The 20396-nt window shown below is 46.0% G+C and carries 19 protein-coding genes; 2 read left to right on the top strand and 17 right to left on the bottom strand.

Annotated features, from left to right (window positions below; translation table 11 throughout):
* Window positions 1-29 precede the first annotated feature (29 nt).
* Window positions 30-908, top strand: a complete 879-nt coding sequence (locus ACX9NY_RS27915) for a carbohydrate ABC transporter permease (protein WP_017692164.1) — start codon at window positions 30-32, stop codon at window positions 906-908.
* 64 nt (window positions 909-972) lie between these two features.
* Here ACX9NY_RS27915 and ACX9NY_RS27910 read toward each other — a convergent pair whose 3' ends face one another.
* The 6 genes from ACX9NY_RS27910 to ACX9NY_RS27885 form a co-directional block, all read right to left on the bottom strand.
* The gene (locus tag ACX9NY_RS27910; protein WP_339257504.1) at window positions 973-1161 is read right to left on the bottom strand and encodes an aspartyl-phosphate phosphatase Spo0E family protein; all 189 of its coding nucleotides are present in this window, start codon (window positions 1159-1161) and stop codon (window positions 973-975) included.
* 249 nt (window positions 1162-1410) lie between these two features.
* Window positions 1411-2433: a hypothetical protein gene (locus ACX9NY_RS27905; protein WP_472476277.1), complete on the bottom strand. Its 1023-nt coding sequence runs from the start codon at window positions 2431-2433 to the stop codon at window positions 1411-1413.
* 23 nt (window positions 2434-2456) lie between these two features.
* Window positions 2457-3455 carry a hypothetical protein gene (locus tag ACX9NY_RS27900; protein ID WP_472476275.1) on the bottom strand — a complete coding sequence of 333 codons (999 nt, stop codon included), beginning with the start codon at window positions 3453-3455 and terminating at the stop codon, window positions 2457-2459.
* A 98-nt stretch (window positions 3456-3553) separates the two neighbouring features.
* Window positions 3554-4453 carry a helix-turn-helix transcriptional regulator gene (locus tag ACX9NY_RS27895; RefSeq protein ID WP_472476273.1) on the bottom strand — a complete coding sequence of 300 codons (900 nt, stop codon included), beginning with the start codon at window positions 4451-4453 and terminating at the stop codon, window positions 3554-3556.
* 83 nt (window positions 4454-4536) lie between these two features.
* Complete coding sequence (locus ACX9NY_RS27890) at window positions 4537-4725, bottom strand: hypothetical protein (protein ID WP_076253532.1); 189 nt, start codon at window positions 4723-4725, stop codon at window positions 4537-4539.
* Window positions 4726-4976: 251 nt separating this feature from the next.
* Window positions 4977-5300: an ArsR/SmtB family transcription factor gene (locus tag ACX9NY_RS27885; protein WP_339237907.1), complete on the bottom strand. Its 324-nt coding sequence runs from the start codon at window positions 5298-5300 to the stop codon at window positions 4977-4979.
* Between the two features lie 205 nt (window positions 5301-5505).
* On the opposite strand from ACX9NY_RS27885, the gene ACX9NY_RS27880 reads away from it, so the two are divergent.
* Window positions 5506-6873 (top strand): MFS transporter, encoded by a 1368-nt coding sequence (locus tag ACX9NY_RS27880; RefSeq protein ID WP_472476271.1) that lies wholly within the window; start codon window positions 5506-5508, stop codon window positions 6871-6873.
* An 81-nt stretch (window positions 6874-6954) separates the two neighbouring features.
* Here ACX9NY_RS27880 and ACX9NY_RS27875 read toward each other — a convergent pair whose 3' ends face one another.
* The 11 genes from ACX9NY_RS27875 to ACX9NY_RS27825 form a co-directional block, all read right to left on the bottom strand.
* Entirely contained in the window at window positions 6955-7977 is a 1023-nt protein-coding gene (locus tag ACX9NY_RS27875) for a BtrH N-terminal domain-containing protein (RefSeq protein WP_472476269.1), read from the bottom strand.
* Window positions 7974-8537: a hypothetical protein gene (locus ACX9NY_RS27870; RefSeq protein ID WP_472476267.1), complete on the bottom strand. Its 564-nt coding sequence runs from the start codon at window positions 8535-8537 to the stop codon at window positions 7974-7976. Before ACX9NY_RS27870 ends, ACX9NY_RS27875 begins: the two co-directional genes overlap by 4 nt.
* Before the next feature lie 33 nt (window positions 8538-8570).
* Window positions 8571-10337, bottom strand: coding sequence for an ABC transporter ATP-binding protein (locus tag ACX9NY_RS27865; RefSeq protein ID WP_472476265.1), 1767 nt, complete (start codon window positions 10335-10337; stop codon window positions 8571-8573).
* On the bottom strand, window positions 10334-12079 hold the full coding sequence (locus ACX9NY_RS27860) for an ABC transporter ATP-binding protein (RefSeq protein ID WP_472476263.1): 1746 nt from the start codon (window positions 12077-12079) through the stop codon (window positions 10334-10336). Before ACX9NY_RS27860 ends, ACX9NY_RS27865 begins: the two co-directional genes overlap by 4 nt.
* Window positions 12080-12090: 11 nt before the next feature.
* Entirely contained in the window at window positions 12091-12564 is a 474-nt protein-coding gene (locus ACX9NY_RS27855; protein WP_472476261.1) for a hypothetical protein, read from the bottom strand.
* Window positions 12551-12820 (bottom strand): acyl carrier protein, encoded by a 270-nt coding sequence (locus ACX9NY_RS27850; protein WP_472476259.1) that lies wholly within the window; start codon window positions 12818-12820, stop codon window positions 12551-12553. Before ACX9NY_RS27850 ends, ACX9NY_RS27855 begins: the two co-directional genes overlap by 14 nt.
* A complete protein-coding gene (locus ACX9NY_RS27845; protein ID WP_472476257.1) occupies window positions 12821-16477 on the bottom strand; it encodes an amino acid adenylation domain-containing protein in 3657 nt (1218 codons plus the stop codon).
* An 82-nt stretch (window positions 16478-16559) separates the two neighbouring features.
* Window positions 16560-17819 carry an ACP S-malonyltransferase gene (gene fabD, locus ACX9NY_RS27840; RefSeq protein ID WP_472476255.1) on the bottom strand — a complete coding sequence of 420 codons (1260 nt, stop codon included), beginning with the start codon at window positions 17817-17819 and terminating at the stop codon, window positions 16560-16562.
* A gap of 31 nt (window positions 17820-17850) precedes the next feature.
* Window positions 17851-18876 carry an HAD-IIIC family phosphatase gene (locus ACX9NY_RS27835; RefSeq protein ID WP_472476253.1) on the bottom strand — a complete coding sequence of 342 codons (1026 nt, stop codon included), beginning with the start codon at window positions 18874-18876 and terminating at the stop codon, window positions 17851-17853.
* Window positions 18873-20030 carry an acyl-CoA dehydrogenase family protein gene (locus ACX9NY_RS27830; RefSeq protein WP_472479428.1) on the bottom strand — a complete coding sequence of 386 codons (1158 nt, stop codon included), beginning with the start codon at window positions 20028-20030 and terminating at the stop codon, window positions 18873-18875. The genes ACX9NY_RS27835 and ACX9NY_RS27830 overlap by 4 nt, the downstream gene beginning before the upstream one ends.
* Window positions 20031-20110: 80 nt before the next feature.
* A complete protein-coding gene (locus tag ACX9NY_RS27825) occupies window positions 20111-20353 on the bottom strand; it encodes an acyl carrier protein (RefSeq protein WP_076212934.1) in 243 nt (80 codons plus the stop codon).
* Between the last annotated feature and the right edge of the window lie 43 nt (window positions 20354-20396).

Below are 20396 nucleotides of genomic sequence, written 5' to 3'. Positions count from 1 at the left end.
TTAGCATAATGCATTAAGGGGGAATCAAGGTGTATCACAAAACAACCGGGTACCGTATATTCAATGGTTTTAACCTGATATTCATCGCGGCCGTCTCGATCCTGTGCATCCTGCCGCTGGTCCATATTCTGGCCGTTTCCTTCAGTGGTAAGGCGGCAGCATCCGCCAATCTGGTAACACTTTGGCCGATTGATTTTACGGTGGACGCGTACACCAAAACATTTGGTAACAGTAACTTTCTCAGTGCACTCTGGATCTCAGTCCAGCGTACGGTTCTGGGCACACTGCTCAGTATGACACTTGTCTTCCTGACGGCTTATCCATTATCCAAGGAAAGTCTGCACTTCAAGGGGCGCTCGTTATATGCATGGTTTTTCATCTTCACGATGCTGTTCAGCGGGGGATTGATTCCGTCCTATATTTTGATTCAGAAGCTTGGACTGATTAATACGATGTGGGCTCTCATTTTGCCGGGAGCGGTCGCTGTTTGGAACCTGATTCTGATGATGAACTTTTTCCGCAACGTACCGAAAGAACTGGAAGAAGCTGCATTCATCGATGGGGCCAATCATATCACGACCCTGTTCAAAATCTATCTGCCAGTCTCCATGCCCGCGATTGCGACGATCTCTTTATTCACCATGGTAGGTCAGTGGAATTCCTGGTTCGACGGGCTGATCTATATGAATGATGCTTCCAAATATCCACTCGCCACGTTAATGCAGACCATAATCGTACAGCAGGATTTCTCCAACATGAACGTGGATGCAACGCAGCTCCAGAACATGTCTCAGCGTACGGTGAATGCGGCTCAGATCTTTATTGGCGCTCTGCCGATTCTGCTCGTGTATCCGTTCTTGCAGCGTTTCTTCGTAAAGGGAATTGTGCTCGGGGCGGTAAAAGAGTAAGGCAAACACACGGAATCCCATCATGGGATTCTTCTCCGTTGTATAAGTGCACTCTATAAGCTCATTATTTCAGTTGTTTTGAGATTTTTCTGCCGCGAATAGCGTTGTTATATTCATTAATTAATTCATCCAGCACCATGGATTGGCGAATAACCTCCGGATGCCACAGTTCCGCATATTGATCAGCAATCTGGTAGAGCCTTTGCCGTGCATGTTCGATACATTCCTGAATGGTTTCCGGATTATGTACCATACTCCCGCCCCCTGTTATCCTTGAATATCATCATCCAAAAAAGACCATCTAATATAATATTCGGAACAATAGGGGGTTTGGATTACCCCAAAATTAAAATTTTGGTTATTTTTTCTTGTGAAATTTATTATTGCGGGGTTCACACAAACTGATGTTACACATCTGTTCAAATCAAATAAACCGGATCGGCTGTCGCCTCTCCGGTTTTATTCAGCTGAGCTTTTCAATATGTTAGCTATCATGCTTCATTCATCTTAAACCTACGTCATCAAAGCGATTGTGTATCGTCTCTGGAAAGGCACGTTTAATGGCATCAATGGCACGTTGTTCGGTCACTCGTGCCTCTCGGATAAGCTCAATCACGTTCTGCACACATTTCGGTTCCTTCGTATTCCATGAGATTGAATCATTAACTACATCAACAATTTCCGAATACAGTTCTGCGAGCAATGCATACTCATGCATGACATGAACCATCCGATCTGATAGGTACGCCAGCCCTGCAACATAAGAGGCAATGTCCAGTCTTGATCTGGCATAATAGCGCAGTACAGTCGCCGCTTGTTCTGTATCATATGCTCCAGCCTGCAAAGTAGTAGCCATAACCGTATACGCAGCCGCTCCACAGGCATAATCCTGGGAGGGCAGCATGTAGTCATGGGTTTCCCATTTGTATACGGCCTGAATTAATGATTCCTTGCAAACTTCCCATAGATCCACAGATTCATGAGATTCCAGCACCTGATAGTACCAGTATGGCGTACTGTTCCTGCCAAATGAATCATAAGAAAGACGAATGATTTCATTGCCTTTACTTTCACAGATGAATAGCACCTGCTCCGCATCATCATATCCGGCAGCAATGACAAATTGATCATGCCAGAGAATCGCACCTACCCCCCGGTCAATGGACGCCTTGATGTCCAATACGGCCTGCTTCTGATAGAGCGGAAAAGTCGGTTCAAATGACAATCCACCATGCTGTCCCGTAGTTACGCCAAGAAAATCAGCCGCCACAAAGTTCTCTGCCATCCAGTTGTATGCCGAGATTGATTCTGCGGTCAGACGCCGATCCACCACTAATCGGAATGCACTTGCCGTCATACCTGCAATCATGTGGCGCGGGAAATCCATCCACTGTGTGTGCAATAAAATACGGTACATCGCATCTGTATACGAACCCACACCATTCCATGATAGGTGTGCATCAGCAGAGGTTGGGGCTTGCGGGAAGCGAATCCAGTCCTGCAATACTACTTTTGTCGCCATCATCCTTCACTCCCTTCCTCTCTCATCTATCGTGCTGAATGTGCTCCCCACCGTGGTATAGTAGACCTTTTACGGTCAGGATACTTCCTGGATATCAATCGAAAATAATCAATAGCCTGCTCTTCTAATGCTTTCGCCTTCACTAGTAACTGTGCTAGATCTTCTGTGATATCTGGTCTCAAGACACGTCTATTCTCCTGCTGAACCATATATCCTTTCATTTGGTCAATTAACGTCCCAAGCTGTTCATAACATCTATAAGCCTGATCCAGTTCGTTCCATATCCCTCGAACATCCTGCAGATACATTCTTATTTCGGTTCGCGAATGGCAGAAGGATTCCAAAATATAACCCGCACCCGACTCATCAAAATCCCCACTCCGTAAAGCCAGCACCCACACCTCATATGCCTTTCTACCTGAAGCAATATTCTGATCAGGTAACAGACGATAGGGAATATCCCAATCCTCTATCGCCAGTCGCAGGGATTCCAGCAGCATCTGTTGTTCAGAAATGCGGACCTGACCACCAAATACCTGACAATACCAAAATCCGGTAAAGTTTAAACCGAAATTGTCATACAACAAAATCTGCGGTTCCTTGCTCCATCCGTCTTGCACATAAAAGATGCGGTCACGGTCATCATATCCAGAAATAACACCGAACTCAGGAATCCAGTAGATCACACCAGTACCTTCATCAATACTGCGTCTCACCCAATTCACTGCATCCTGCTGGTAATAACCAAACGTGGAATGACGTGTACGTCCCCCATCCCAGATCGTGAATATCCCCAGGTTATCAACTCCGGGACGATGTGCTTCCCCCCATTGTCCATACGCTGTAACCGACATGGGAAGTAGTCGGCGATGCACCGCCAGCTTGAAAGCCATGCCTGTATATCCGGCAAGTACATATTTGGAACCTTGAAACTGGACCGTATGGGTTAGTATCGCATGCAGACTATCCACGTATGATTTGGACTCCCGCTTCATGATGAGGTTATTTAACACGACTTCAGCCAAAGAAAAAGCTCCTCTCCATGGTGGTTTGCCTGATGTATTTACGAGAAACAGCAGCTTGCTCTGCATCTGCTCGTTTGTTGCCTGTTTACAGACTCACTCTATGTTCCAAGCCTGTGGATCAACCCTTCTGCGCTTTGCTGAAGCTTGCGTCTAAGCCACCCAGGAGACAAAAGCTCTTCCCATTCGCTAATAAACAAATGCTGCAAGAAAGCGTCCGTGTCATAAAATTCAACCGAATAAATCCGATCGTGGCTTGCCCGAATACGATACCCCTGCCACATCTCCATTTGCTGCACTTCCTTCAAACGAATCTCAGCTACAAACGGTTTACGTACAGGCAATGATTCTTCCCATCCACCTAGCAAGGCGTCTGATCTATACTCAAATCTCTCATCCGATATTGATACATGAACAATGCCTTCCAATCGAATGGCCACTTGCTGCACGGGGTCTGCTTCATAACCCACCACGTAATCGGCGTTAAACTGGGATATCATCTTTAATGGGCACAAGGAAAACTGCCGTTCTCCATCATGATCCCTGTAATGAATATGTACTCTGCGCAAGTCAGTTATGGCATGGGACAATAATTCAAAGAATTGCAGTTGCTTCGGTTGCGCCGAAAACACCGGAAGCTCGCTACTTCCCATCTGTTGTTCCTCCAACGTAAAACGCTCCAGCAAATGTGCTACACGTTTCACCGCGTCTGCTTGATCATAATCGTAATGTCGATATCGATGCGCCAGATATTTCAACACACGTTGCTCTTCTTCTGTCATATACAAATGGGGCAATCGAAAAGTCTGATCCTCATAACAATAGCCCCGATATTTTGCCATATACACCAAAGGGGCTCGCAAGGAACTTGCCATATATTCAATATCACGCTGAGCCTGACGACGGGAGATTTCAAATTCACGGGCAAGCCAGCTGCTATTCGGAAAACGTCCTCCCCGAATCTGTTCGTCAAACCAGTGAATCCGATGCATATTACTCATCTTCCCGCCCCCGATCTTTTCCGATCCTATTTCACTTATTATATCAAAAGACATGGCCTGTTCCGAAGAACAGGCCTGATATGTCAGACGTGTGCCTTATCCACTCTGGATTGCACTGCTTTGGAGCATTTCTTGCATACTTTCAGACTTGTACCGTCTGTTTTTGTTTGCGTATACAACAATTTTATTCGGGTACTGCTACATACCGGGCATGTTCCCCGGCCCCTGGAAGGAAGACTCCACAAGACGCGTCCTCTTTTGGTTTTTGCCAATGGTTGTGAACCTCTTTTCAATATGGTTTGTGTGTTCACCGTTATTATATAGGGCATGGTACGACACAGAATGTCGCATCAGTTTTAAAGGTTGTTCAAAAAGTCCCCAATTGATCACGAAGTAGCCCAAGAAGCGAACTCGACATCGAATCTTGCGTTCACCTTCTCGGTGCTGAATCGTTTACTTTTTTGAACATCCCGTATTAGAAAATAAAAAATGTCCCCTCTTCGACCTGAAGAAAGGACAACATTTAGGAAAGATCTGTGCTCGACTGAGCTGCGGCCTGCAATAATGGTTGCAGGAGTCCTGGAAAGCGCATTTCCAAATCATCGGACCGCAGGGTGAGAAAATGCTGGGTGCCTTGCACTCTGACCCGAATAACTCCGGCTTCCCGCAGAGTTCGAATGTGGTGTGACATCGTTGACTTCACAACAGGTGCATGAAAATGGCTGCACGGCTGCTCCCCGCTTCTGGCTGCTTCCGCAACAATCCCAAGGCGAGTCGGGTCACTCAGCGCATACAGTACGGAGGAAAGTTCAATATCTGACACCTGTGGATGATGTAAAATTTTCATACGGTAGTCTCCTTTTTTCAGACTATGCATTGTATTCTAACACAGATCCATGATATATTTCTAATGTTCGACACCAATCGAACTTTAATGATTTCGTTATGTAACCCCTGCTGTTAGGCACGGGATTGACATCATACTACATTTTGCAAATGTTACACACCGTTTCTGAAATGTTGCGAAATACACATCACTTTAGGAGGTTTTTATGAACAACACCGCAACCGCATCATCAGGGGAACGGACCGGAATACAGGAAGGATTAATTGTAGGCTTGCTTGGCTTCACCGTTGTACTCGTTGTTATGAATACAATGATGTTTAATCTGGCGCTGCCCAAAATTGCAGCCGAATTCATGCTTACTTCCGTCGCTTCCTCATGGATTGTTACAGGGTATTCCATTGTATTTGCCATCTCCTCGATTACGTTCTCACGTCTATCGGATTTCATACCCATTCGTACATTATTCACAACCGGGCTTACGTTACTTGGTGCAGCATCCGTTCTCGGGTTCTTCAGTAATCATTTCATCATTTTGCTTATTGCACGTCTGATTCAGGCTGCGGGTGCTGCTTCTGTTCCGGGTCTCGCCATTGTACTGATTACACGATACATTCCCAATGATCGCCGGGGTAAATCGATGGCTGTCATCATGTCCGCCAGTTCACTGGGGCTTGGACTTGGTCCCGTCATTGGGGGAAGTATTACTCAATTTCTGGGATGGCATGATCTGTTTATCGTTACGGGACTAACGTTATTCTTGATTCCTGTATTCTTTAAACTGCTTCCTCGGGAAACCCCGCAAAAAGGTTCATTCGACCTGCTGGGTGCCGTGCTTCTTGCGATCGGTACTACCGGTGTATTGTTATTCCTGACTTCACGTCAGTGGTTCACGCTTGTTATCGGTGCAGCGGCACTGCTTCTGTTCTGGCTCCGAATTCGGCGCGCGGCAGATCCATTTGTTCAGCCTGCTTTGTTCAAAAACAAGAAATATATGATGCTCAGCTCGCTGGGTATTGTATCGTATATCAATAACTTCTCAACGCTGTTCCTGCTGCCGCAAATTCTGGCGCATCTATATGGACTGACCCCTGCTCAATCCGGACTTGTCATCTTCCCGGGCGCAGTCGTGTCCATGCTGTTGTCCAATCGAATCGGTCGAATGATTGACCGCCACGGCAATACATTATTACTGAAGTTTGCACCATGGTTGCTCCTGGCCGCTGCCAGCTTGTTCGCCTTATTTGCAGACAATAACATCTACGCCATTATGGCTGTGTATGTCCTGCTCAGCGTTGGTTTCTCATCCCTGACCACCAGCGTGTCCAATGAATTGTCTGGTAACCTGACCATGGATCAGGTGGGCGCAGGTATGGGACTGTTCCAACTCAGTCAGTTCTTCAGCGGTGCTTTCAGCGTTGCAGTTACTGGCGTAGCCTTAACGGCGATGCAGAACTTGCCACTCTCCTCGGCGTACACCAATATTTTCTGGGGTATGACCGTGGTCGCACTGGCATCCGTTATTTTCTCTCAGGTGTATCTTAGAATGCAGTCACGGAAAAAGGCAGCTGCCTAATATGATACAAGTCATAAAAAAGACCCGTAAAGCGATATTCGCTTCACGGGCCTTTTTGCGTAAAATATACTGACTGACATCCTAACTCGCAACAAAATGTTTGACCATGTCATGAGCCTCTTGTTCTACACCTATAATTTCTCCGATTTTACCCAGAACCCGATTTAACATCTTATGACGACTATCCATATCCAGGTACTGACTCTTCAATGTCATATTAGCAGCAAGATTCCATCGTTGCGCAGCATATTCGTACGTTTCCACCAGTTGATCAATATCAGGATTAAACGGTATTCCTTCTCTTAGGAAATGGCCATACAAATATCTGTTATTACTTATGCTCGCCAAGTCGCCATACATATTGTCCAGGTATTCCTCGGTCAATGCGGATGAATCTTTCATATGCTGACGTGTAGAGTCTATATACCTTTCAATGGCAGGCAGGCCTACTTGCGGATTAACCAGTTCGTACCACTCAACCTGCTTGATCAGCTGCTCCGATTTCCCATCCATGATTTCATGATTTTGATGAAGCATGTTATAGAACTCTCTTTCTTTCACCTGTTGGACAGCATTTCCAACATCCAATGTAGCATAACGATAACGCGTGCCCTCACGAATTAAAGGCGTCTGACCTAGATCAAGCGCTTCAAATAACGTCTGTTCATCCATATTGCCTTTCAAATGATAAAAATCATCGATAAACTCAAACTGCCCGTCTGCATAGTCGGACAAGACAATGCAATGCGACGAATGAAGTAATTGATAGAGTGAATTATACTGCATGTAAAATACATCAACCCATACAATAACTGCTTCTTTTTGCTGAAGTAACGTCATGATTTCCTTTATTACCTCGGTCTGTTCATTTTTTCTGACGATGTTCAGATCAATATGATGAATGCGTTGAAACTCATTTTCAACAGTCATATACGTAGGGACAAGTTTCGGGGTGCCTCTCTCCGGGTCTTCATGGTACATCATTCCGCATTGCTTCCATACCGCCAGGAAATTCGTGATTTCTTTATAGTTGAGAATGCTACTTACACATAGGGTAAAACAATCTTCACCTTCTGTATGTGCTTCTCTTGGCTGAATATTCATATATTCCACTCCTTCCCTAGGGTTAGTGCAAAAATATGCATGCATGGATTGTCTGGCATTAGAATCTTATCAAATGAAATGGGTTCTTCCAGCGTAATCTGCTGAAACCAAATAATAGGCTGTTTGGATGTCAGCAAGGTCCCCTTTTGTGTACACGTCCCACTACACTGAAACATAATCTCTTCATTATAATGTGGAGTCGTCGCAGTCCAGTTGGTCAGATCCAATGATGCTCTCCCCATTCGCTCTCCAGCTCGTTCAAAACTAATGAATTCATGGTATGAACCATTATCTGCCGCACCCAGAATATATAATGTCGAATATAGATCCAATGGTACTGGAATCCGCTGGCTATCCAGTTCTATATTATTAAATGCCTGTCTGGGTAGAGGAAAATGAAACGGAATATCCTGCCATTGGACGTTCTCCTGATCAGGGAGTTCATCACCCGGGTATGAGGAACCAAAGGTCGTGAAATTCCCAATCTGGTTTGTAGCAAGATAGCTAAACCCATTGTTGTTATAGTGCTCTTCCAAAGGTAGTGGACAATAGATGGTCATGTCATTAACCTCCTATAAATCATTCTTTTCACTTTAGGTGGCCGTTGTCCCGATTCCTTGCCTCTGATCCCTGAACAACGTGTCATACACCTCATGCCGCCCAGCCAGTTCAAGATGAGTGCCCGTAGCAACAATCTCTCCCTGATCGAGCACAATCACTTGCTTGGCATCCTGAATAGCTGAATAACGATGCGCGATCACAAGCACCGTTATATCCTGTGCGATCCTGCGGATCACCTCATTTATTTTGCGTTCCGAGTCATTATCCAGTGCAGATGTGGCTTCATCCAGAATAAGCAGTCGGGGTCTTGTTAACAGCACCCTGGCAAGCGCCAACCGTTGCTTCTGGCCTCCGGACAGCTTAATACTTGACTCACCCAGAACCGTATTATACTTGTCAGGCAATTCTTCAATGAAATCATCCAGCAAAGCCATGCGGCAAACCTCTCGTATCTCTTCTTCTGTAGCCCGTGGCTGTACGAGTCTGAGATTATCCAGGATGGACATACTGAACAAGGCATTCTCCTGCATAACCACCCCAATATGTTGATAAAGGTATTCTGATCCCAAGTCACCAATGGGCTGTCCGTCAACGAGAATAGCCCCTTGCTGTGTCTCATTCTGCCCTAGAATAAGTTTGATTAACGTGCTCTTACCCGAACCACTTCTGCCTACGATCGCTGTGTAATCACCAGGCTGGATGTTCAGATTAATCTCATGCAAGACATCACTTTGATTCTCCTGATAACGAAAGGAGACATTCTTGAATTCGAGATGCCCTTGGAACTCTGGCTGTAGTCCGAGCTTTCTCTGTGACACAACGGGAAGTTCCAGCAATTCAACGATCCGTTCAATGGAAGGTGTCACATCATGAAGTTGAACATTGGAGGCATTAATTTCATTAATGTTGTTAATCATCTGTTGATAATATGTCAGAAAAACAAGCAGTCCCCCGATTGTTAATTCTCCCTGAAAAATGAGCAGCCCGCCGATAAAATAAAGATTCATCTTATTAATAAAGTCATCCTGAAAGGTGTAGTACAGCTCATTGGCATACGTATATGCCAGATGTCGGAATTTGATTTTGCCAAAACGTTTCCAATATCCAACAAACTTGATGGATTCCTTGCGTTGCATATTCAGTGCCTTGATTTCCTTCCAGTGTCTGAAGCTGTTCGATATCCATGTCTCATATTCTCCGGTAGTCTGACGGAATTCGGAGACCAGTACTTTGGCCCTTTTTCCCAATCGGGAACTGATGACAAAGGAAATGGGAAGCATAACAAAACCCAGCAAAGCCATCTTCCAATTCAGCGATAACAGAATAACCACATACGCCCCTACGCTGATCCATTTGAACGTATAATCAATCAGATGCAAAAAGATAAAGTCTTTGACCAGTGTGACGTCTCCGTCCAGTCTATTCTTCAGATCTCCTGCACTATAGCGCTCATATAGAGTCGGTTTCATTCGCACTAATCTTTTCCACATATTCAGCTGTAAGTCGAGCTTGGTCCGACCTAATAACCGGTTACTGAACAGCGTTTGTAAACCCAGAGCGGTTGTCTCCAACGCAAATAAGCCCAGGTATCCGGCAAGGATATAGGGCAACATGTTAAGCTCCCGTCCAACCATGACATGATCAATGAGCAGCTTGTACAGATAAGGGATCATGAGCGCAATAGCAGTCAAGGCCAATTTCAGCGTACCTAGAATGAAGATTTGACGGTTCGCATTTTTGATAAACGGCTTAATCTGTTTAAAGAGTGCATACCGGGAAGTCGAGGGTGTCTTCGTCACGACATCAGTCCCTCCTTCCGGATGAAGTCTTCTGCAAATAACTCACGGTAGTGCTCACTATTCTCCAGCAGATATCCATGTGTGCCTGTAGCCACAATGCGTCCCTGATGTACAACGGCAACCCGATCAGCATTCAGGATGGAGGATAAGCGATGGGCGATGACAATCGAAGCCCGATCCTTGCTTAATTGCTGCCAGGAATGCTGGACTGCTTGTTCAGCTTCATAGTCCAAAGCGGAAGTGGCTTCGTCGAATATAATCAATTTGGGTTGCTTCAGAAAAATGCGGGCAATAGACAGACGTTGCTTTTGTCCACCGGAGAACTCCATTCCCCCTGCCCCAATGACGGTGTCCAGACCCTGAGGAAGAGAACGAATAAAGTCCCCAATATAGGCCTGATCACATGCCTCCAGCAATTGATCATCGTTCGCATGGGCGCTACCAAGCATCAGATTGTAACGGATGGTTTCATGGAACAGAATGGCTTCCTGCTGCACAATGCCTACTCTCTTGCGCAGTCGAGAGAGAGAATATTCATCGATATGCCTTCCGCCAATTCGAATCTGTCCCTCCTCCGGGGCATAGAAACCGAGCAGCATGTTCACAATCGTTGTTTTGCCAGACCCGCTCTTTCCTACAAGCGCAACAGATTCATGAGCACCAATTTCCAAGGTGAGACCGTCAAGCACATAGGGACCCTGCTCCTCATACCGAAACCTCACTTGCTCGAGTGACGTTTCCCCATCCTCCATATCAACTTCCGATTGACCACCGCTTCTTTCCGTCTCTTCATCCAGTAGATCAAAGACTTTGCGGGACTGGACCGTCAGCTTGGGCAGATTCACAACTGCCTCGTATATCATCATCATCGATTGATTATTCTTGGTCAGATACGACATAATGGCAACAAAGGCTCCTGCCGTAAGCTGGCCTTGAACAATAAGCACACCAGCAATCGCGTAGATACATAGATCCGACAACAAAAAAATAAATGCATTAGAGCGGGTCGACATCCATTTCATGACTTCTGTCTGATTATCCAGACGAATAACGTCTGCGCTCTGTCCCGTGAACAGTGTGGTGACCCGTCTGCCACTACCCAACAAACGAATATCCCTCATGCCTTGCAGCATCTCCAGCATCCAGCTGACAAATTGACCATATTTCCCACGCAAAATGGTCTGCTGCTTGGTCATCTTACGATTAAAATACTGGGATACCCAGACCGAAACCGGAACCAGCACCATCATGGCCAAGGCGATATACGGATTGAGATAAAATAAAAAAACAAATGAAACCAGCAATTTCGTGAACGGAGCAGCCATCTGAAAAATAATCAACTCTATTAACTGCATGACAGAATCCGTATCTCTTGTTAGACGTGTGACCAGATCACCGGTCTGGGCTTTTTGAAAATAAGATGCTTTAAAATGAAGAATGCGATCAAATAAACTTTTTCGAATATCAAACAGAAATTTAACATTCAGATAAATCCAGATGGATTTAATGATCCAACTTAGAGCCCTTACACCTACATACAAAGCAATATAAGTCAAAATAACATAGCCGAAGAAATGAAGATTACGGTGATAGAATACTTCGTCGATCAAGATGGCAAAAATAAGCGGTCCAATCAGATCCACCACCACCATGATTAGCTCGCAGAACAACATGGTAACCAAGCTGATTCGGTAGGGTTTGGCGAATGTACGGATTCGTTTGCTCAGTGAAATATTCTCCATGCCATCCTCCTCTAGGATATCCAGCTCTCAAGTACGGTCTGGCTCTGGGATTGTACCTCGGTAACAATCGGGAACTCTGTTGTATGGGATAACTTCATCCGCTCCGCCAGCTCCTCATTCCATACACCTTCAGCTGTAATGCGAGTGGTCGCTGATGCGGGATCTTGGTTAACCTCAAGGATCTGGGCAGCGTAACGTTTACCTTGTTCCTCTGTATACCAGATCAAGGCGTCGCCCTTCTGAAACCCCTTAATAGGCTGTTCTGTAAATTCAGCTATAATGTGTACTTTGACATCCTCCCCTTGCTGAGATTCAGACACTGCAGTTGCCGTTGCCGTTTCACTGCGCAGGTAGGAGGTCGTATGGAATTGCATGGCTAACGTCACTAATGCGGTCACAGTTAAACCAATAATGACAAGTGCAGCCACGGGTAATTGAATAGAAAGCCTGAACCAGATCTGTCCTATTCGTTTAGTCCGGCTCATGTTCCGAATCTCCTTCAATGAGGCTGACCAGGTAATCCCTGAAATCGCCAATCGTATCCGTTTGCACATATGCCAATCGGTCATCGTCTATTTCAATGTTGAATGCTTTCTCCATCTCCACCACAATTTTAATGTAATCGAGTGAATTCGTACCAAGTTCCCCCCAGGCTTGATGCATCTGAATATCCGTTCCATACTCCATAACCTTGTCGATGACCTGTATTATTTGAGTCTCCAATGTAATGATTTCACTCATTCAGATCCTCCCCATCATGTGAGATTTAACCAACTCATCGTAATACTCCCGTTCAAGCACACTTATATTTCTGTATATCTCAGGGAGTTTATGAAACGATGTTGGCTTATATGAAGAAGTAAGCACATACTTGGCCAGAACTGCTCGAATGTCACTCCACCCCATGACAATACGCTCACGAATATGTGTCAGTCTGGAATCCGCGCCGGTTAGATTGGCACAACGATACACCTCGGCCTTTTTGGCACTGATCAATTTATGAAGCGAAATGACCCAATCCTCCGCTATGGAAGACACCACATGTTGATCCTGAACAACGGCCTCAAACTGCGGCACACTCTCCCTCAGTCTTGCCAGACTCTTCTCCACCCGTTCCTTTTGCTCTTCAATATGATCCACATAGATCTTCCAGTAATCCTCCAACTGTTTCGCACTGGCATCTCTTTGATGTATCACCGGATAATGCTTATTGCAGAACGTATAGAAGGTGTGGTTTTCCATATTAAAATGCTCGATATAGCCATGATAGCTATCCGACAGATCCTGATAACTAACCGTTCGTTCTTCATAAGACAAGTTGTCATGATGCTTATGCTCCATCACGGTAAATGTCTGGTTAATCGGATCAGCACCGTATACAAGCCAGGTATGTGGAATATGCTTTTTGAGATACGTATCATTGCGTATGGATGTGTAATAGACGTCAACCCATACAATAACCGGTCTGGCATCCAGAACCGCTCGACTGACATCCTGTATAATGTCTTCGCTGATTTTCACCATTTCATAGCCAACGCCCAGATCGTCCAGAATGTCTGTATCCTTGCGGCAAGAGACGAAACCATTCACAAGAAACTGTTTCTTCTCAGACCATAGATACTCGTCCACATGATGGATGAAAAACGGTAATATGCTTTTTTTCTGTTGCAATACAATGGGAAATAAAGAGTTATAGAAACATAATTTAAAAAAGACATCGTTAAATGGATGATATCCATCAGAGCGCGCTAACCTGGAATGCTCCATATCCATTGAGGATGACGTCTTGTTTACCTTTACAATGCCAGATACCTGCCCGTGATTTTCACTTGCATATGAATCTCCAAGCTCTGGATTCTCTTCCAGAACCGTTGCAAGCATCCTTATCGTAGGATTGTCGTACAAAATGGAAGGCAGGACCCGAATACCGAGATTCTCCAGTTCAACCTCCATTCGGATTACAAGCAGGGAATGCCCGCCAAGCTGAAAGAAGTCGTCGTCAATACCAATCTGGTCCATTTCCAGTAATGTACACCAGACATTTACCAATTGATGTTGCAGCTCAGTTTCAGGTGGTGCATAATTCATTCCAAAATGTAAAGACTGCTTCTGGTTCAATAACTCTTGTGTGTCGATCTTCCCGTGAATCGTCCGAGGCATATGTGATATTTGAATATATTTTGAAGGCAGCATATACTCGGGCAACAAAGATATCAGATATTGGCGAATATCCATGACATACAGCTCCGTATCGGCCACGATATAAGCGGTGAGCACCTTCTCACCTTCTACTCCGGTTGTCAGTACAACACATTCACCAATTGGACCGTAACGGTTCAGATGTCGCTCTACTTCTGCCAATTCAATCCGATGGCCCCTGACCTTAACCTGCTTGTCCATTCTTCCCAGAAACAACACGCGGCCTTCCGCTGTCCACATGCCTATATCCCCTGTGCGAAACATCCGCTCTCCTTCAACGAAAGGTGACTCGATAAACTTTTGGTCCGTCAATTCCTGCAATCCTATATATCCTCGAGACACCCCGTTGCCTGAAATACATATTTCTCCGGGTACGCCTACGGGCAACATTCGTCCATGACGATCTCCAATGTGTACAAAGTAACCTTGAATAGGGCGCCCCACTGGAATCGGATCAACAGTCTCTGATGACAGCTTCTCGTAGAGTGCACATACCGTCGTCTCGGTGGGGCCGTACGTATTGTATACATTCGTATAGGTGAGCAGATGTCCAATATCCGCCATCTTCAATATATCCCCACCACTGATAATGGTGCGAACACTCGCAAGATTGGGCATCCGGTTAAGTTCCCTCAGGATATGAGGTGTAGTGCTGACTAGGGTGACCTTGTGTCTGTCCAGCAACTGCACCAGTCCGTGGATATCCAGCAGTTGTTCCCGTTGAACCACAACTAGTGTTGCCCCGGCAGTTAATGCTGGGAACACTTCTTCCATATAAGTATCAAAGGTACTTGCCGCTTGTTGAAGCACTCTGTCTGTTGCATTGAGTTGAAACTCGGCCTGAAAAGCGTTCACGTATCCACTCAGATTTCGTTGCTCTACTCCGACCCCTTTGGGCTCACCCGTGGATCCGGATGTATACAGAATGTAGGCCAGTCCATTCATATTGGGTACGATCCTTAAACCACTTCCATCTTCTGCTCTCCATGGGGCGTCATCCAACTTCATCATTGCTATGCCTAAGCCCGAAGACATGGCCAATGTCATCTCCTCCAGAGCCTGATGTACATACCTTTCCAACAATCCCGTAAGTAAAATACGGGCATTCGATGCCATTAAAATATGGCGGACACGCTCAAGGGGATATTCAGGATGAAGAGGGATATAGGTTCCTCCCGCTTTGAACACCGCCAGGATCGTAATGATTAACTCTATGGAACCTGCCATCATAACGGGTACTGAACTTTCCGCAGTTACCCCGGAAGCAATCAGGAGACGGGCAAGCTGATTGGATTGCTCCTCCAGAGAATGATACGAAATCTGGCGTTCCCCCTCTATAACCGCAGTCTGTTCGGGTGCTTTCTTCACTTGTTCAAGAAATTGAGCACAGACAGAATGTGTCTTCGGCAAGGATAAACGTGGACTCCTGTTCCACCGTTCCATGATTTCGTTCTCCTCTTCCAAAGAAAGGATCTGACTCATGGATAGAGGTTGGTCTGGTAGGGCTGTTGTCTGTTCCAGCAATCGTATGTAGTGAGAACACAAACGATCAGGTTGACTGGGTTCAAGGGGGATTGCACCATAACGGAGGGTCATGTAAAGTCGTTGATCTACCCGGTCAAACCCGAGTGAACACTGGGTTCTTTCATCCAGAATAGGCTCCTCATGAATTCCCTTCATATACAAAACCGTCTTCAACGCGCACTCTTCGGGAAGCCGCCCCAGCTTCTCTGCCATCTTATCGTAAGGAAAATGCCAGTACGTTCGGGCTGACATGACTTCAGCCTTGGTATGCAATACCAGTTGTCTGAACGATGCTGTCTCATCTACTTTTCCACGAATTGCGAGCAAGTGGGCACTCCGAAAGTCTTCGACTTGCTCGGGAGTCAAGGGCATACCTAGCAACATATCCGGCTGTCCATAGTAACGATACAACAGGTGTTGAAATCCCGATAAAAGCAATATATACAACGCCAAATTTGATCCCCCACTCATGCGGATCAATCTTGCGGACAGTTCATCTGGAAAGGATAAGTAAAGAACCTGTACGTTAGGTTCCCTTGTCTGGATTGAAGGTTGCTGAATTCTATCAAACAGAGTTCCTATATGAATATCGCCATCTAGTTGTTTCTGCCAATACGCTCGTTCTTCCTTAAATTTATCACTCGACATCATAACATTAAGCAGATGGATATCCATGATCTCACCCCGAATACATAGTAAACCGGCACAACAAGTGTGATCTCACCTGCATGCCGGTTGTTGTTGTACACGTGCTTGGTTATGCCGTAGGAACTTTGTGGTCACTCCACAGATAATACTGTCCCGTCTCGTCCAGGATCTGGTGGAACCAGTCATCTCGCTCTTCCTGCTCTACTTGTTTGGTTTCGAAAATGGTCCCCAGCCATTCCAGGGACAATTTCATCTGCTCCGTAGTGGGTGCCTGATCCGCCGCTTCAAGCTCCTCTTGAAGCTGTTGAATTTGTTTATAGGGCTCAACGACTCCTTTCTGGTATTGCTCCTGATCCCAATTTCGATTAGGTGTAGCTACAGCCGCGGCCATACATTTGGTTACTACCGTTGGTCTGGGTCTGGATACTACGGCCTGATCCAGCAACTCTTTCAGTGCTTTGCGATCCTCCTTCTGTCCGTAGGCAAAAGATTTCATACCGAGCTTATCCAATTCTACCAGTCCACTCAGGACATTTTTGGGTCCGAGTTCAATCGTTAGCGTAACTCCATGCTTCTTAAGATATTGCATCGTCTGTGCCCACTTTACCGGCTGGGACAACTGCCTTTGGAGCAGTCCCGTAATTCGCCCAGCTTCGGTGTACGGAGTGGCGGTTACATTGGATACGACAGGCCACTTGAATGGATGGAAACGATAACCGGCCAGTCCCACCCCAAGCTGTTCGCCGGCAGGCTCCATCAAGCGACTATGAAACGGCGCACTCATCATCAATGGGGTTGTCTGGGCATCTTGATCCAGCAAGATGGATTCCACTTGTTCAATCGAATCCTGATGACCGGAAATGGCGTACTGACTCGAAGCATTGTAACAGGAAATCGCAGACCATGCCGTATCGGTTGACACTTGCTCACAAGCTCTGCGGATCATCTCCTCATCCGCACCATCAATGATGGTCATAGCTCCATCTGCTTCATCTGCGATAAGCTCCGTCAATTCCCCGCGTCGCTTGGTGATCCGCACAGCATCTCCAAATGTCATGGCACCGGAGCACGTTAGCGCTGCGTATTCACCCAGGCTGTGGCCTGCGCAGAATTGCGGGTTGATCCCGATCTCCTCCATGTAGACACGATAGGCAACCACACTCGCTGTCAACAGCGCTGGCTGCATATTGGAAGGTTTGTTCAGATCAAACAGGCTGCCTTCAAAACTCATTTTGGCCAAATCAAAGCCCAGTATATGGTTGGCTTCTTCATACGTTTGTCGCGCAATCTCGTACTGATCATAGAAGTTTTTCATCATCCCTACATATTGAGAACCTTGCCCTGGAAACAGAAATGCTATTTTTTCCATTGATTATACACCTCGCCTCTTAGATTGGGTTTTACGCGATAACTTCCATGGACACATACGCAGGCTGATCCTGAATCATGCTTAGATCGCTCTCAAACAAATAAAAATCTCCGTTCTGCTCAATCTCACGGAATCCGGCAAATTTGTAAGTGATCATCATCGTACGATTGCGATCTGTTGATACAAATTCGGCCTGCAAACGGACATTTGCTTCCTTGGCCATACGCATTACATGATGCAGCAGCAATGTGCCTGCTCCTCTAGACATGACGCGGCAGGACACCAGTAGCAGTTTCAGTGTCCACACTTCGTCATTTAATTCGAGTAGAGCGAGGCCTATTTTTCCGTACGTACCGTACTTGTCTTCCAGTCCGGCTATAAGCAGTTTGTGACGTGGAGAGTACCGGAATTGATCGAGCTCCTCATAAGAATAGGTATAGCCTGTGGCATTCAGTTGATGTGTTCTAACCGTCAGCTCTTCCGCACGTTGCAGATCCCCTTCCTTCACTTCAGAGATCGTGAAGATCATGCCAAGAGAGGCCAGAAATTCATCCTGAGTACCTTCGAATTCCTCCTCCTTCTCATTACGAGCAATATCATTCATGTACATCTTTCTGCGTAAGGCAGAATCCTCAGTAATGAAACGTGGCTTCATCTCTTCCATTTCCGTCAAGTCAAGATAGGCCATCGCATCAATACAGAGTACGTCGGGATGAGTGAATAATACTTCCTCACGTTCGAAAGGCTGATCATCGACAAAGGCTATCGTGTCCATTCCAATATTGATGGACTCCACAATGGTTTTTACCGATCGGGATTTGGCATTCCAATTGATTTGCGGATAGATGAAATATTCACGCAGACCGAATTGCTCCAATTTGGCCATCGCCAGTTCATGATCGTTACGGCTGGCAACCGATTGCAGAATTCCCCGTTCATCCAGCGTACGGATGACCTCCACAATATTTTCTTTCAGCGTGACCTCTTCATCCTCCAGCAAAATTCCGTTCCAGATGGTATGGTCCAGATCCCAGATCACACATTTAATTTTTTTCATGACAGGACAGCCTCCTCTTGTACGGATTCATGAGTACTCGCAGCGTATGAAGCAATAACCATCTCATGCATTTGTGTGGTACCCTCAATAATCTCATTCACACGGGCATCCCGGTAGAAGCGCTCCACCGGATACTCCGCACTGCAACCCTTGGCTCCATGAATCTGTACCGCACGGTGTGCTACCTTGTTAACCATGTCTGCCGCGTAGTACTTAGCCGTCCAGGTTTCCATAATGGAATCCGGATCCATCACTTCTTTCAGATAGCCAGATTGATAACATAAAAGCCGTGCCGCTCTCACATCCACAATAATCTCAGTAAGCATTTTCTGAATTAACTGATTTTCCTGCAGGAGGGCTCCGAACTGACGGTGGCTACCCGCATAACTCAGCGAAGCCTCTAGACAGGCTTGTCCCAGTCCAACACAACCCCAAGCCACGGTGTAGCGACCATAATCCAAACAATGCAAGGCCACCATAGAGATACCTGTACCTGGGCTCCCCACCATACGATCGGATTCAACGTAAACCTGCTCCAGATGCAGTTCCGCCAGCATCGAACCTCTAACCCCCAACATCCCGTTAATCGGCTCTATCTTCAATCCCGGGTTGTTCCGTTCCACAAGGAACGCGGTTGGTTTACCCTTCACCTGGGCAAAGACGAGAAATAGGTCAGCAAGCTGACCCATTGTGATCCACTTTTTCTTCCCGTTCAGCAGATATCCTTCGCCATTGGACTCAGCTACGGTCTCGATGCTTTTGGCATCACTACCAACTCCCGGTTCGCTCAGACCAAAGGCTCCAATGATTTCACCCGAGGCCAGACGTGGCAACCAATAGGACCGCATCTCTTCAGAACCAAACTTCTGAATGGCTATGGCAACCATACCGTGAACCGTAAGCAGACTTCGCACGGATGAACATCCTCTTCCGATCTCCTCATTCAGCACTCCAACCGATATTGGATCAAGCCCCATACCCCCATACTCACGAGGAATCATGGAACCCAGATAACCTGAGGATTTCAGCGAATCGATCACCTCTGGATGAAGCCGTTCTTCCCTATCGTGCAAGCCTGCGTACGGAACGATATATTGATCGGTAAATGATGCAGCATCCTGCTTGCATTGGAGCTGCTGTTCGCTCAATTCCATTTTCAATACGTTAACCTCCTATAATGGACTGGATGAATGCACATTCTTCACACTATATTGGGATGAGAATCGGTGACTTCTTAGGAACTGACCGTCTTGCTCTCAATCAGCTCAACGATGGCATTAATGGACTTGAAGTTCTGCAAATCCAGATCTTTATTATCGACCCGAATGGAGAATTCCTTCTCCAGAAACATAACGAGCTGCATCGCAAACAACGAATTCACAAAACCAAGGGCAAAGATGTCCTCATCGTCCTGAAGCTCATGCTTTTTGAAAAAACGACCCAAAAACTTGCGAACTCTACCTTTAACTTCTTCCATGTGTATAACTCCCTTTCTCTCATTAAAATGGTTTTGAATAAGC

The sequence above is a fragment of the Paenibacillus sp. CB74 genome (genome assembly GCF_055687625.1).
The sequence above is the reverse complement of the archived record's forward strand: the minus strand, read 5'-3'. Positions and strand labels throughout refer to the sequence as shown.

Coding starts and splice junctions, on each gene's coding strand:
- ACX9NY_RS27910 (WP_339257504.1), bottom strand. CDS start 1,161: ATGGTACATAATCCGGAAACCATTCAGGAATGTATCGAACATGCACGG.
- ACX9NY_RS27880 (WP_472476271.1), top strand. CDS start 5,506: ATGAACAACACCGCAACCGCATCATCAGGGGAACGGACCGGAATACAG.
- ACX9NY_RS27895 (WP_472476273.1), bottom strand. CDS start 4,453: ATGAGTAATATGCATCGGATTCACTGGTTTGACGAACAGATTCGGGGA.
- ACX9NY_RS27855 (WP_472476261.1), bottom strand. CDS start 12,564: ATGAGCCGGACTAAACGAATAGGACAGATCTGGTTCAGGCTTTCTATT.
- ACX9NY_RS27835 (WP_472476253.1), bottom strand. CDS start 18,876: ATGAAAAAAATTAAATGTGTGATCTGGGATCTGGACCATACCATCTGG.
- ACX9NY_RS27860 (WP_472476263.1), bottom strand. CDS start 12,079: ATGGAGAATATTTCACTGAGCAAACGAATCCGTACATTCGCCAAACCC.
- ACX9NY_RS27870 (WP_472476267.1), bottom strand. CDS start 8,537: ATGACCATCTATTGTCCACTACCTTTGGAAGAGCACTATAACAACAAT.
- fabD (WP_472476255.1), bottom strand. CDS start 17,819: ATGGAAAAAATAGCATTTCTGTTTCCAGGGCAAGGTTCTCAATATGTA.
- ACX9NY_RS27845 (WP_472476257.1), bottom strand. CDS start 16,477: ATGGATATCCATCTGCTTAATGTTATGATGTCGAGTGATAAATTTAAG.
- ACX9NY_RS27875 (WP_472476269.1), bottom strand. CDS start 7,977: ATGAATATTCAGCCAAGAGAAGCACATACAGAAGGTGAAGATTGTTTT.
- ACX9NY_RS27850 (WP_472476259.1), bottom strand. CDS start 12,820: ATGAGTGAAATCATTACATTGGAGACTCAAATAATACAGGTCATCGAC.
- ACX9NY_RS27885 (WP_339237907.1), bottom strand. CDS start 5,300: ATGAAAATTTTACATCATCCACAGGTGTCAGATATTGAACTTTCCTCC.
- ACX9NY_RS27905 (WP_472476277.1), bottom strand. CDS start 2,433: ATGATGGCGACAAAAGTAGTATTGCAGGACTGGATTCGCTTCCCGCAA.
- ACX9NY_RS27825 (WP_076212934.1), bottom strand. CDS start 20,353: ATGGAAGAAGTTAAAGGTAGAGTTCGCAAGTTTTTGGGTCGTTTTTTC.
- ACX9NY_RS27830 (WP_472479428.1), bottom strand. CDS start 20,030: ATGGAATTGAGCGAACAGCAGCTCCAATGCAAGCAGGATGCTGCATCA.